Raw genomic sequence first — 12567 nt, 5'->3', positions numbered from 1 at the left:
CCCATGAACCTCAGGAAGACCATCGCCGGAGCCGCGGTCACCGTCGGCGGAGCCGCCGTCCTGCTCGGCCTGGGCGGCACGGCGCAGGCCGCCGACCTCGGCGCGCAGGTCCGGCCCGCCGTCGACGGCGAGCTCGGCCCGGTCGCGAACCTCGGCGACGCGGTCCGCGTCGACACCTCGGACCCGGCGGGCCCGATCGACACCCGCCCGCCGGGCGACGGCGACGCGCCGTTGGCCCTGGGGATCGGCCTCGGTCGCTGACGCGACCACCACCAGCCGGAGCGGTCCCGGCCCCCTCCCCCTCGGGCCGGGGCCGCTCCAACCCCGTCCGACCGGCGGCTCAGCGGCCGACCGGCGGCTCAGCGGCCGACGGCGTAGCCCTGGGCGCCGCGCGGGTTGGCGGCGGCGCGCAGCAGGCCGTCGCGCGGGTCCCGCGCCACGGCGGACAGCCTGCCCAGCGTCCACGGACCGGCGTCGACCACGGCGTGACCGCGTTCCCGCAGCTCCGCCAGCACGCCCTCGCCGACCCGCGACTCGACCACCACCTCGCCGGGCGTCCACGAGCGCGGGTAGAACGAGCTCGGGAACGCGTTGGTGTGCCACATCGGCGAGTCGATGGCCTGCTGGAGGTTCATCCCGCCCGCCGTGTGCGCGAGCCAGAACCCGAGCTGCCACTGGTCCTGCTGGTCGCCGCCCGGGGTGCCGAAGGCCAGCGCGGGCAGGCCGTCGCGCAGGGCCAGGGTCGGGGACAGGGTGATCCGGGGGCGCTTGCCGGGCGCCAGCGAGTTCGGCAGGCCCTCCTCCAGCCAGAACATCTGGGCCCGGCTGCCGAGGGCGAACCCGAGCGAGGGGATGGTCGGCGAGGACTGCAGCCAGCCGCCGGACGGGGTGGCCGACACGATGTTCCCCCAGCGGTCGACCACGTCGACGTGCACCGTGTCGCCCTTGACCGCGCCCGCGCCGGACACCGTCGGCTCGCCGAGCGCGCCGCCGGTCTCCTCGCGGCCCACGGCGTGCGGACCGCGCAGGACGTGCCGCGGCAGGCGCGGCCCGGTCGGGCCCGCCGATCCGGGCCGCAGGTCGAGCGAGGCGTCGTCCGCGACGAGCCGCCGGCGCAGGTCCGCGTACTCGCGCGAGAGGAGCACGTCGAGCGGCACGCCCTCGTGGTCGCCGTACCAGGCCTCGCGGTCGGCGAACGCCAGCTTCGCGCACTCCACCGCCAGGTGGACGGTCCGCGCGGTCGGGGCCCCGCCCTCGTACGACAGCCGGTCGGCGAAGCCCTCCAGCAGCAGCAACTGCTGCAGCAGCACGGGGCCCTGGGTCCACGCGCCGGGCTTCACCACGCTCCACGGCCCGAAGTCGACCGACACGGCGTCCTCGTAGGTCGCCTCCCACGCGGCCATGTCGGCGCCGGTCAGCACGCCCGCGTGGTCCGCGCCCGAGTCGTCGCGGTGCGCCACCCGGGCGAACTCGTCCACCTGCGCCGCCACGAACCCCTGCGACCACGCCCGCCGCGCCGCCTCGATCTGCGCCTCCCGGTCGGACCCGGCGGCCTCGGCGGCGGCGATCAGCCACTCCCACGTGTCGGCGAGCCGGGGGTTGCGGAACCGCGCGCCCGGCCGCGGCGGCTCGCCGCCGGGCAGCCACAGCGCCGCCGACGACGTCCAGTGCTCGCGGAACAGGTCGGCCACCGTCGAGATCGTGAACGCCGCCCGCTCCAGCAGCGGGAAACCGTCGCGGGCGTAGCCGACGGCGTACCCCAGCACCTCGCGCAGCGACTTGGTGCCGTAGTCGCGCAGCAGCGTCAACCAACCGTCCCACGCGCCGGGCACGGTGGCCGCGAGCAGCCCGCTGCCCGGCACGAGGTCCAGCCCGAGGTCCCGGTAGTGGCCGATCGTCGCGCCGGCGGGCGCCACGCCCTGGCCGCACAGCACGCGCGGCGCGGGCTCGCCGGCGGCGGCGAACACCACCGGCACCTCGCCGCCGGGCCCGTTGAGGTGCGGTTCCACCACCTGCAGCACGAAGCCGACCGCGACCGCCGCGTCGAAGGCGTTGCCACCGCTCTCCAGCACCGCCATGCCCGCGCCGGACGCGAGCCAGTGCGTGGAGGCGACCATCCCGTGCGTGCCGACCAGTTCAGGACGCGTGGTGAACATCCCGACAACCTACGTCGGCCCGCGGCGATCTGTTACCCCCGCTAACGAGATGGGTGCTGAAGATCTACTGAACCGGGGCCCGGCCCACCTCGCGCCCCAGCCCGTGCAGCTCCAGGCCCGCCCGGGCCAGCGCGTCGGCGTCGAGGTGGTTGCGCGTGTCCAGCACGGTCGACCCGGACATCACCGACGCGACCAGCGCCCAGTCCAGCGCGCGGAACTCCGGCCACTCGGTCAGCAGCACGACCGCGTCCGCGTCCCGCACCGCCTCGTACGGCGACTCGACCACCGCCATGCCCACCAGCGGCCCGCGGATCTCCGGGTCGTAGGCCACCAGCTCCGCGCCCTCGAACGCCAGCAGCTCCGCCACCGCCAGCGCCGGCGAGTCGCGCAGGTCGTTGGTGCCCGCCTTGAACGCCAGGCCCAGCACGCCGATGCGGGCGCCGGCCAGCGACCCGACGGCGCGACGCAGCTTGCCCACCACCCGCCGCTGCTGCCGCGCGTTGGTGTCGATGGTGGCCTTGACCAGGGAGAAGTCGACGCCGACGGCGTCGGCGATGCGGACCATGGCGTGCGTGTCCTTCGGCAGGCACGACCCGCCCCAGCCCGGTCCGGGCTTGAGGAACGACTGGCCGATGCGCTTGTCGTAGCCCATGCCCTCGGTGACGGAGGTGACGTCGGCGCCGACCAGCTCGCACAGCTCGGCGACCGCGTTGACGTAGGACAGCTTCATCGCCAGGAAGCAGTTGGCCGCGTACTTGACCATCTCGGCGCTGGCCGCGTCCATCAGCACGGTGGGCGCGCCGAGCCTGGTGAACAGCGCGCCGACCCGCTCGGCGGCCTGCGGCGAGTCCGAGCCGACCACGATCCGGTCCGGGTGCAGGAAGTCGCGCACGGCGCTGCCCTCGCGCAGGAACTCGGGGTTGGAGACGACGGCGACGTCCTCCCGCCCGAGCAGGGCCGCGACCCTGGTCGACGTCCCGACCGGCACGGTGGACTTGCACACCACGACCGCGCCGTAGGGCAGGACGTCGCGGATCTCCCGGGCCACCGCCTCGACCGCGCCCAGGTCGGCCGCCCCGCCGGCCCCCATCGGCGTCGGCAGGCACAGGAAGACCACCTCGGCGTCGGACACGGCGTGCCGCGCGCCCTCCACGAAGCCCAGCCGCCCCGCGGACCGGCCCTCCACGACCAGGTCGGCGAGACCCGGTTCCAGGATGTCGACCTGCCCGGCGCGCAGCCGCGCCACCTTCAGCGCGTCCACGTCGGCGCACACGACCCGATGACCGAGGGAGGCCAGGCACGCCCCCGTCGTCAGGCCCACGTAACCCGTTCCCACGACCGCGATCCGTCGGACGAACATGGGGTGACGGTGACACCCGGAGTTGGCCGCGGGTCAAACACCAGGCGTATGCGGAGAGTGAGGTCGGTAGTCCCCTGGGTGTACGGCGAAACACCCCTCGCGGCCGACGCGGGCGCCGGGCGCGCGGGGGCATGGTCGTAGCCATGGAACTCGTCCTCTTCTCCCTGCTCTTCGCGGGCCTGGCGGTGCTGGCGGCCGTGCCGTTGGTCGCATTGCTCCACCTCTCCGAGCACCGGGGGCTGAACGACCGTTAACCTCCTGGTCCCAGGACAGGAGGATGTATGGAGATCTCGGGTACCGCGGCGATCGTCACCGGCGGCGCGTCCGGTCTGGGCCTCGCGACGGCGCGGGCGCTGGCGGCACGGGGTGCGGCCGTGTTCGCGCTCGACCTCGCCACCGACGACGCCCCGGAGGTCGCGGGCGTCACGTACCTGGCGGCCGACGTCACCTCGGAGGAGGACGTCCGGGCCGCCGTCGACGCGGCCGCCGGTTCCGGCTCGCCGCTGCGGGTCGTGGTGAACTGCGCGGGCATCGGCCCCTCGGCGCGCACGGTCGGCAAGTCCGGCCCCCACCCGCTGGACCTGTACCGCAAGGTCATCGACGTCAACCTGGTCGGCACGTTCAACGTGCTGCGGCTCGCGGCGGCGGCGATGGGCGCCACCGAGCCGCTGGAGCACGGGCAGCGGGGCGTGGTGGTCAACACGGCGTCCATCGCGGCGTTCGACGGGCAGGTCGGGCAGGTGGCCTACGCGGCGTCGAAGGCGGCCGTGGTCGGGATGACGCTGCCGGCGGCGCGCGACCTGTCGTCGGTGGGCGTGCGGGTGATGACGATCGCGCCGGGCATCGTGGACACGCCGATGCTCGCGACCGTGTCCGAGGAGTTCCGGGCGGGCCTGGCGGCCGGCGTGCCGTTCCCGAAGCGGCTGGCGCTGCCGGAGGAGTACGCGCGGCTGGCCGTCTCGATCGTCGAGCACGACTACCTGAACGGCGAGGTCATCCGCATGGACGGCGCGCTGCGGATGGCCCCGCGCTAGAGGTCGCCCGCGAACGGCAGGTCGTCCATGGCGTCCGACGTCATCCACACCCGCAGGGCGTGGGTGGCGCGGACGTCGTCCTCGTTGTACTCCAGCAGCCGGCGGCGCTGGGCCGGGTCCGGCGCGCGGCCGTCCAGGCCGACCGCGTCGCGGTACCAGCGCATCGAGTTCTCGCCGCCCGCCTCGGGGTCGCGCCAGCGGAAGCCCGCGACCGGGGCGATCGTCTTCAGGCCCTTGCCGTGGGCGCACAGGAACTGCTCCTGCACGATGCCGAACAGGTCGACCCACGAGTCGGACGTGATGAACTCGCGCACCTGGGCCGTCGTCGGGATGCCCGGCTGCCCCTTGAACCGCTCGGCCGAACCGAGCAGCCAGCGGTTCTCCGCCAGCTCGTTGTAGCAGTACGCCTTGAACGACAGCCCCCGCGCGCGGGCGCGCAGGCGGACGCCCGTCAGCCAGCCCCAGAACTCGGCGAACGAGCGGGCCTCGTCGGCGCACGGCAGCGGGTCCCAGGTGGCGAACGCCCGGTAGCCGGGCTCCTCGCCGACGTCCTGCCCCGACAGCCAGCAGCCCCACATGTACGCGCCCAGGTCGCCGAAGCTCTCCATGTCCACGTCGACCTCGACGTCGGCGCGCGGCACGTCCATCCGGGACACCCGGCGGACCACGGTGAGGTCGCGCAGCCACGCGCGGGCCAGGACGACCGCGTCGGAGTGCAGCATCCCGACCAGCGGGACGGCCTGCTCGGCCGGGTCGAGGGCGGCCAGCTCGTCCACCGTGGTCACGCCGACCTTGCGCAGCGCCGCGGCGTCCTCGCCGCGCACGACGAGGCTGACGTCCCGCCCGGCCTTGAGGTCGGCCTCGCACACCGGCCACCACGGGCAGCTGCGGCACTCCACGATCCGGGACGGGCGGGCCAGCGGCTCGGCGCCGGTGGCGGCGGCCGACGCCACGGCCAGCCGGTCGGCGAAGCGGGCGTCGTACTCGGCCAGGGCGGTGCGGCCCGCCGGCCACGTCGGTGCTTCCAGGTCGTGCCAGACCACGACGTCGGCGTCCATGCCGATCACCCCGCCGGTCGCCCGGCCGCGGGCGGCGAACCCGGAGGCCTGGAGCTGGCGCTGCGCGTGGGCGAGCCGGAGCTGGTCGCGCGGCTGGGGCCGGGCCTTGCGCAGCGGGTCGACGCGCGCGCCGCCGGGCAGCGGGTGCGACAGCGGTGACGTGCGCGCACCCTGGCCCGGGTCGCTGACCTTGTGCCGGACCACGAGCACCGGCACGTACCCGGTCGCGTCGCGGACCAGCAGGTCGATGCCACCGCGCCGGCCGCCCAGCGGGTCGCGCGGCAGCGCCGCGCCCCAGATGAAGGGCACGCCCGCGCCCATGGCGGCGGCGGTCACGCGCTCCCGGTCGGCCGACGGCACGTCCTGCGGGACCTCCAGCAGCTCGGACCCGACGGCCCGGCCCAGCGCCGCGGCGACCGCGCGGCGGTGCTCCTCGGCGTCGGCCTTGCGCTGCCGGCCGGTCGGGTCGGGCGGCAGCGTGGGCGCCTCGCGCATGGTCGGATCGTGTTCGAGGTGCACCCGCCGCCGGCAACGAGTGACCACACCGGCGTCGAGCTGCACCTGGGAAGTCACCGGTGCAGCGTAGGACGCCGGGCGTGTCGCCGTGCCGGCAACCTCGCGGAGTCGAGTCGATCTTTTTCCGGAACGGCCTTAGGGTTTGCCGTGAGGAGGTGCGGCCATGGCGCGTGAGAAGGGCAAGGGGTTCACCCCGGGCAGGGCGAAGAACCTCGTGGGCGTGGCCAAGGTGCTGGCGCCGGCGTTGATCCCGGTGGTGGCGCCGGTGGCGGCTCGCGCCGCCGCGCTGCTGGGCGACCGCTACGACCGCTTCCGGGCGTCGCGGCTCGGCGTGCCGGTCGACCAGCTGACGCGGTACTCGGGCCGGGGCGCGCGGCTGCACGCCCGGATCGCCGGGTTCGCCGACGCGCTCGCGCAGCTCGGCGACGCCGAGCCGACCTACGTGCGGGACACCGAGAAGCGGCTGGCGCAGCTGCTGGCCGCGGTGCGGGCGGCGGAGCGGATGCCCGCGTCGCGGCGCAAGGCGGCGCACCGCGCGGTGTCGACCGACCTGGACGCGATGGAAGCCGACCTGCTCAAGCGGCTCGGCGTCTGAGCGCGGCCGGGTGCGACGACCCGGCCAACCGGCACGCCCGTTCGGAGCAGCCGCTACCGCGTCCGTGCGGTGGGGGCTCACGCCGGGGCGGTGCGACCTCCTAGGCTCTGGGGCGTGACCAGCCGGCCCGCCCCGACCCGCCTCGCGCGGGCCGTGCTGCTGGCCGTCACGTCCTCGGCGCTCAGCGTCACCGCGCACGGCGCGGCGGGCGGCGCGGTGACCGAGTTCGCGCCCGCGCTGCCGCTGGTGGTGCTCGTCGCGTTCGCGGGCACGGCGCTCGCCGAACGCGGTCGCCGGCCGTGGGCGATCCTGGCCACGCTGGGGGTCGCGCAGGTCGGGCAGCACGCGCTGCTCTCCCTCGGCCACCACGCCGCCGACGGTCGCGGCCTCGGGTTCGGCCCGACGGCCATGACCGCCGCGCACGCGGTCGCGGCCCTGCTCACCGGCCTGCTGCTGGCCCGCGCCGACGCCGCGCTGCACGCGCTCGCGGACGCCGTCATCCGGCTGCTGCCGCCGCTCACGCCGCCCGCGCCCGCGGTGGCGCTGTGGTCGCCCACCCCCTCCACCACGACGAACGCGCTGGTCGACGTGCTGCTGCGGCGCGTGCACGGCCGCCGCGGCCCGCCCGGCTCCTGATCACCCGAGTCCCCGAACACACCTCAGGCCCAGGAGCCACGACTTCATGTCGACGAACCAGTTCGGCGTGCGCACGCTCGCCAAGGGTGGCGCCGTGCTCGCCACCGCCGCTTTCCTCGCGCTGACCACCGCGGGCCTCGCGTCCGCGCACGTCACCGCGTCCACGCCGAAGGACGCCGTCCAAGGCGGCTACACCAAGGTCACGTTCCGCGTGCCCAACGAACGCCCCGACGCGGGCACGGTCAAGGTGGAGGTGACCCTGCCCGCCGAGTACCCGCTGGCGTCGGTCGGCACCAAGCCGACGCCGGGCTGGAAGGTCGAGGCGGTCAAGGAGAAGCTCGCCACCCCGGTCAAGAGCCACGGCCGCGAGGTCACCGAGGCGGTCCGGACCGTCACGTGGACCGCCGACCCGGGCACCCGGATCGAGCCCAACCAGTTCAACGAGTTCGACCTGTCGGTCGGGCCGCTGCCGGACAACACCGACAAGCTCGTCCTGCCCACCAGGCAGACCTACGACAGCGGCGAGGTCGTGGAGTGGAACGCCCCGCCGCCCGCCGAGGGCGCCGAGGAGCCGGAGCGCCCCGCGCCGGTGCTGAACCTGGTCGCCAAGGCCGGTGACGCGCACGGCGCGGCCACCGCGACGGCGACCGCCGACGACGACCACGGCGCGGCGGCGGCCGGCACGACCGACGAGACCGCCCGCTGGCTGGGCGGCATCGGCCTGGTGGTCGGCGCGCTCGGCCTCGGGTTCGGCGCGGGAGCCGTGCTGCGGTCCCGCCGCGCGGGCAAGCCGACGGCATGAGGCGCGTCGTCTCGCTGCTGCTGACCGGCCTGGTCGCGGGCGCGGTCGCGCTCGGCACGGCCGCGCCGGCGCTCGCCCACAACGTGCTGGTCGGCAGCGACCCGAAGGACGGGGCGAGGCTGGACGCGGGACCGGCGGCGATCACGCTGACCTTCGACCAGCCCGTGCAGGCGGGCGAGAAGTTCAACACGGTCACCGTCACCGGGCCCGAGGGCACGCGCTGGGAGGCGGACGGCGAGCCGACGGTCAGGAACAGCAGCGTCACCTTCCCGGTCCGCCCGCTGGGCCCGGCCGCCGAGTACGTCGTCGGCTACCGGGTCCTCTCCGCGGACGGCCACCCGGTGACCGGCTCGCTCAGGTTCACCCTCACGAAGGCCGGTGACGGCACGCCCGCGCCCGCGGCGGCCGCCGAGCAGGACCAGGAGGGCACGTCGTCCGGCGGCGTGCCCATCTGGGTGTGGATCGTCGGCGCGGCCGTCCTGCTGGGCGGTGGCGCGTTCCTCGCCCTGCGCGTCGGCGGCGGGGAGAGCAGCGGGCGATGACAGTGGACCGGACCACCACCACCGGGACCAGGTACTGGGTCGTCGGCGGCCTGCTGGCAGGCGGTGCCGTCGGCGTGTTCCTGGGCCTGGGGCTGTCCACGACACCGGAACCGGTGGGCGTGGCCGAGCCCGGGGTGGTGGTCCGGTTCGCGCACCCGCTGGTGCGCACGCTGCTCGACCTGGCCGCGACGGTCGTGGTCGGCCTGTCGCTGCTGCCGAAGCTGCTCGGGTTCAGCCGGCCCGCGATCACCGAGCCGGTGATGCGGGTCGCCCGGCCGGCGGCCGTGGTCGGCGCGGCGGTGTGGGCGTTCACCGCGCTGCTGTCGATCGTGATCCGGGCCTACGAGACCCGGCCCGACGCCGAGCTGACCATGCCGATGGTCGTGGACTACGTGCAGCGCGTCGGCGCGGGCAAGGGCCTGCTGTTCAGCGCGGTCTGCGCGCTGGTGTACCTGTGGATCGGCGTCATGGCCGTGCGGCGCGGCGAGTCGGTGCCCGCGGAGCTGCGCATCCTGATCGCCATGTTCGGCCTGCTGCCGCTGCCGGTGACCGGGCACGCGTCGAACTGGAAGTACCACGACTACTCGATGATCTCGATGGAGCTGCACGTGCTCGGCGCGGCGGCGTGGACCGGCGGGCTGGCGGTGCTCGTCGCGCTGGTCGCGCACCGGCGCGGGCTGCTGGCCGAGGCGCTGCCGAAGTTCTCCAAGCTGGCCACGCTGGCGCTGGCGCTGGTGTCGGTGACCGGGCTGTTCAACGGGTTGCTCGAACTCGCGCTCAACCCCGTCGTCACGCTGCCCGGCTCCCTCTTCACCACCTCCTACGGGCTGGTGCTGCTCGGGAAGGTCGGGTGCGCGGCGCTGCTGGCGCTGCTGGGCGCGAACATCCGCTGGCGGTTCCTGCCGCACATCGCCCAGCACAAGCCGACCGCGATCGTCGGGTGGGCCGCGGCGGAGCTGGCCGTCATGGGCGTCGCCTTCGGCCTGGCCGTCGTGCTGTCCCGCGCGCCGGTCGCCTGAGCCCTCCCGGCGGTTTCCCACTCGGGGCCCACCACCCGGCGACCGCAGTCGGCGAGTGGTCCGTCCGGTGCGGCGAACTGCGCCGAACGCCCTAGTCGGCGACCAGCCGGGAGGAAGGGTCGTCCCGCAGCCGGTCCATCGCCGCCACCGCGTCGCGACCGCGGCGTTCCAGCTCCCCGGCGTCGATCCAGCCGTTGGCGAAGCACCGGTAGTCGTCCGCGAGCTTCACCAGCTCGGCCAGGTAGTCGGCCGAACGGCGGCGGCGGTGCTCGTCGAAGGTCGCCAGGAACGGCAACTGGGTGTCCACGACCTCGTCCAGCATGCGCGCGGCGTCGAGGGCCTGCTTGACCCTCCGCCGCCGCACCACCGGCAGATTCCCGACCACGCGCACCTCGCCGACCCCGTCGTGCGTCCCCGTCGATGCCTCAGTCGCGCGGCGCGTGCCGGGTGTTACCGGTTCGTTCCCCCACGGGGGTCGTTTCAGCGGTAAGGGGTCCACGGGGTCGTGGTGTCGCCCGCGCGCAACGCCTTGAGCCGGCTGTGCAGCTCGTCGCGCACGCCGGGGTGGCTGCGCATGATCGGCAGCACGCTCGTGGTCAGCTTCAGCTCCCTGACCTCGCGCAGCACCGGGAACCCGGCCCACCCCGTGACGTCGAAGCCGTACTCGTCGGCGAGCTGCCGGTACCACTCGGCGGGGTGGCCGAACCGGGCCACGCCGACCGGCAGCGTGCTCAGGTCCCACTCGCGCGGCCCGACGCTGGTGGAGTCGAAGTCGCAGATCACCGGCCCGTCGGGGCTCGGGATCAGGTTGCCCAGGTGCGCGTCGCCGTGCACCACGCCCTGCGGCAGCACGGTCCGCAGCCCGGCCAGGCGGTCGGCGGCCTCGGCGCAGCGCCGCTCCAGGAACCGGCGGTCCGGCGCGGACAGCTCCTCGGCGTCCGCGATGCGCCGGCGCACGTCGTCCAGCGGCGCCCAGCGCGGCAGCTCGAACCCCGGCAGCGGCAGCGCGTGCACCCGGCGCAGCAGCCGGCCCAGGTCGCGGCCGTCGACGGGCCTGCCGCCGGAGGGCACGGCGTGCCACACGGTGGCCAGGTGCTCGCCCACCCGCACCGGCTGCGGCACGTCCTCGACCAGGCGCACGGCGGGCACGTCGTGCGAGGCGAGCCACCGCGCGACGTCGACCACCTTGCGCGCCCGGTGCCGCAGCTTGGTCGACCCGACGATCCGCACCACCACGCGGTCGCCGGGCAGGTCAAACACGGCGTTGCTGGTGAACTTCACGAGCCGCGCGCCGCGGTGCGCGAACCCCAGCTCGGCGCACAGCCGCTCGAGAACGGCCGTCAGCGCGGCGGAGGTGAACCTGCCGTCCAGGGTCCCGACTCCCCGCGGTTCAGGCGGCGCTGTCGTTGCCGGTGAACTTCGCCAGGCGTTCGGCGAGCTCACGGGCATCGGGGTTGTTGCGGCGCTTCTCGGCCTCGTGCTGCAGCGGCTTCATCCGGTCCTTGGTGCGGACCGACTTCAGGCCCTCCGACAGCTCGATCGCCTGCCTGCCCAGCCGCGCGCCGTGGTCGATGTCGCCGTCGAGCAGGTGGTTGATCGACAGCGACGTCAGGTTGAACGACCGGCTGCGGGTCATGTCGTCGCCGTAGCCGCCGATGGCCTTGGTCAGCGCGGGCACCGCGGTGCGCGTGTACTTCGCGTCCACCGTCTGCGCCAGTTCCGTGTGGACCGTCCCGATCATCGCCGACAGGTCGTTGGCGTCGAAGAACTTGGCCCAGGCGGGCGCCTCGCCGATGTTGGCGCGGGCGAACTCGTCGCGGGCGCGGCCGAGCAGCTTGAGCGCCTGGTCGTCGGAGCCCATCTTCGCGTAGGCCCACGCCTCGTTGGCGCACAGGATGCCGACGGCCAGCTCCGAGCCGGAGTTCTGCGCGGCCAGCTGGCCGAGCTGGAACACCTTCAACGCGTCGTCCGGGGCGTTCTGGTGCAGGTAGACGCGGCCCATCCGGTACAGGATGTTGGCCACCAGCTCTTCCTTGCGGCCCTGCTTGGCCAGGCCGAGCGCCTGGCCGAAGTGGTTGCGGGCCGAGTCGTACAGGCCGGTGTCGAACGAGGTCCAGCCGGCCAGGTTGTGCAGGTCGGCGAGCGCCACGTAGAGGCGCTCCTTGACCAGGTCGGTCGCGTTGGCGCCGAGCATCTGCTGGCCCCACGACAGCTGGGCCACCACGGCGTCGCGGCACGAGCCGCCGCCGTACTGGTAGTCGAGCGTGCGCAACGCCCTGGTCGCGGCCTCGACCTGGCGGACGTCGGTCATGCCGATCCGGCCGGGGGCCGGAGTCTGCGCGGGCGATGAAGCCCAAGACCCGGAGTCCGTACCGAACACGGCCGCGCCGACGGTGATGGCGGCGGCGTGCGCGAGGAACTTCCTTCGCTTCACCGACTCGTCCTCCTCAGAATGGGGTGACTCCGCCGTGGCGGCCACCCTCACTGCCGTGGCCTCGTCGTAGGCGAGGCCCATGTATCCCCTCGGGACACCCAAGCCCTGGGCGATCCGGGCCAGGACGTCGTAGGCCATGACCTGGCGTCCCTTGAGGATCTCCGAGACTTCGGACTGCGACTGGCCCGTCAGCGCGGCGATCTGGCGTTGCGAGACGCCGTGGCGTCGCAGCAACCGGTAGACCGCGCTGATCTCCCGCTTCGCCAGCGCGTCGCGCATCTCCTGCTGGTCCCAGACGTCTGGTGTAACAGGAGAGCTCGGCGAACCGATGGTGTTCAATTGCGCCCCCTCACAGTCCTTTGGGCGTCAACGGCAGAGTAGGGGCACTCCCCCGACTGCGAGAAGTACCGATCGG

Annotated in this window: 13 protein-coding genes; 7 read left to right on the top strand and 6 right to left on the bottom strand. The window is 74.5% G+C overall.

Going from position 1 to position 12567, the window contains the following annotated elements:
- The first annotated feature begins 3 nt into the window (after positions 1-3).
- Positions 4-261, top strand: coding sequence for a hypothetical protein (locus ACIGNX_RS15870; RefSeq protein WP_396540510.1), 258 nt, complete (start codon positions 4-6; stop codon positions 259-261).
- A 98-nt stretch (positions 262-359) separates the two neighbouring features.
- Here ACIGNX_RS15870 and ACIGNX_RS15865 read toward each other — a convergent pair whose 3' ends face one another.
- Together ACIGNX_RS15865 and ACIGNX_RS15860 are read right to left on the bottom strand one after the other, a co-directional pair.
- Positions 360-2156, bottom strand: coding sequence for a gamma-glutamyltransferase family protein (locus ACIGNX_RS15865; RefSeq protein WP_396540508.1), 1797 nt, complete (start codon positions 2154-2156; stop codon positions 360-362).
- 64 nt (positions 2157-2220) lie between these two features.
- Positions 2221-3516, bottom strand: a complete 1296-nt coding sequence (locus ACIGNX_RS15860; protein ID WP_396540506.1) for a UDP-glucose dehydrogenase family protein — start codon at positions 3514-3516, stop codon at positions 2221-2223.
- A 281-nt stretch (positions 3517-3797) separates the two neighbouring features.
- Here ACIGNX_RS15860 and ACIGNX_RS15855 point away from each other — a divergent pair, with 281 nt between their 5' ends.
- Positions 3798-4550 (top strand): SDR family NAD(P)-dependent oxidoreductase, encoded by a 753-nt coding sequence (locus tag ACIGNX_RS15855; RefSeq protein ID WP_396540504.1) that lies wholly within the window; start codon positions 3798-3800, stop codon positions 4548-4550.
- Here the strand turns inward: ACIGNX_RS15855 and ACIGNX_RS15850 are convergent.
- Complete coding sequence (locus ACIGNX_RS15850; protein WP_396540502.1) at positions 4547-6181, bottom strand: TM0106 family RecB-like putative nuclease; 1635 nt, start codon at positions 6179-6181, stop codon at positions 4547-4549. The two genes, ACIGNX_RS15855 and ACIGNX_RS15850, sit on opposite strands and share 4 nt — an antisense overlap.
- Before the next feature lie 106 nt (positions 6182-6287).
- Between ACIGNX_RS15850 and ACIGNX_RS15845 the strand changes: the two genes are divergently transcribed.
- The 5 genes from ACIGNX_RS15845 (at position 6288) to ACIGNX_RS15825 (ending at position 9718) form a co-directional block, all read left to right on the top strand.
- Positions 6288-6719, top strand: a complete 432-nt coding sequence (locus ACIGNX_RS15845; protein WP_396540500.1) for a DUF6474 family protein — start codon at positions 6288-6290, stop codon at positions 6717-6719.
- A 114-nt stretch (positions 6720-6833) separates the two neighbouring features.
- Complete coding sequence (locus tag ACIGNX_RS15840; protein ID WP_396540498.1) at positions 6834-7355, top strand: hypothetical protein; 522 nt, start codon at positions 6834-6836, stop codon at positions 7353-7355.
- 46 nt (positions 7356-7401) lie between these two features.
- Positions 7402-8157 carry a YcnI family protein gene (locus tag ACIGNX_RS15835; RefSeq protein WP_396540496.1) on the top strand — a complete coding sequence of 252 codons (756 nt, stop codon included), beginning with the start codon at positions 7402-7404 and terminating at the stop codon, positions 8155-8157.
- Positions 8154-8699 carry a copper resistance protein CopC gene (locus ACIGNX_RS15830; protein WP_396540494.1) on the top strand — a complete coding sequence of 182 codons (546 nt, stop codon included), beginning with the start codon at positions 8154-8156 and terminating at the stop codon, positions 8697-8699. The genes ACIGNX_RS15835 and ACIGNX_RS15830 overlap by 4 nt, the downstream gene beginning before the upstream one ends.
- Positions 8696-9718: a copper resistance D family protein gene (locus ACIGNX_RS15825; protein WP_396540492.1), complete on the top strand. Its 1023-nt coding sequence runs from the start codon at positions 8696-8698 to the stop codon at positions 9716-9718. Before ACIGNX_RS15830 ends, ACIGNX_RS15825 begins: the two co-directional genes overlap by 4 nt.
- Before the next feature lie 91 nt (positions 9719-9809).
- On the opposite strand, the gene ACIGNX_RS15820 is transcribed toward ACIGNX_RS15825, so the two are convergent.
- The 3 genes from ACIGNX_RS15820 to ACIGNX_RS15810 all read right to left on the bottom strand — a co-directional run bounded on the left by ACIGNX_RS15820 (position 9810) and on the right by ACIGNX_RS15810 (position 12431).
- The gene (locus tag ACIGNX_RS15820; RefSeq protein WP_396540490.1) at positions 9810-10103 is read right to left on the bottom strand and encodes a hypothetical protein; all 294 of its coding nucleotides are present in this window, start codon (positions 10101-10103) and stop codon (positions 9810-9812) included.
- 95 nt (positions 10104-10198) lie between these two features.
- Entirely contained in the window at positions 10199-11089 is an 891-nt protein-coding gene (locus tag ACIGNX_RS15815; protein ID WP_396541055.1) for an aminoglycoside phosphotransferase family protein, read from the bottom strand.
- 19 nt (positions 11090-11108) lie between these two features.
- Positions 11109-12431 carry a helix-turn-helix domain-containing protein gene (locus ACIGNX_RS15810; protein WP_396541053.1) on the bottom strand — a complete coding sequence of 441 codons (1323 nt, stop codon included), beginning with the start codon at positions 12429-12431 and terminating at the stop codon, positions 11109-11111.
- Between the last annotated feature and the right edge of the window lie 136 nt (positions 12432-12567).

Source organism: Actinosynnema sp. NPDC053489, assembly GCF_044544865.1.
Taxonomy (GTDB): Bacteria; Actinomycetota; Actinomycetes; order Mycobacteriales; family Pseudonocardiaceae; genus Actinosynnema.
The sequence above is the reverse complement of the archived record's forward strand: the minus strand, read 5'-3'. Positions and strand labels throughout refer to the sequence as shown.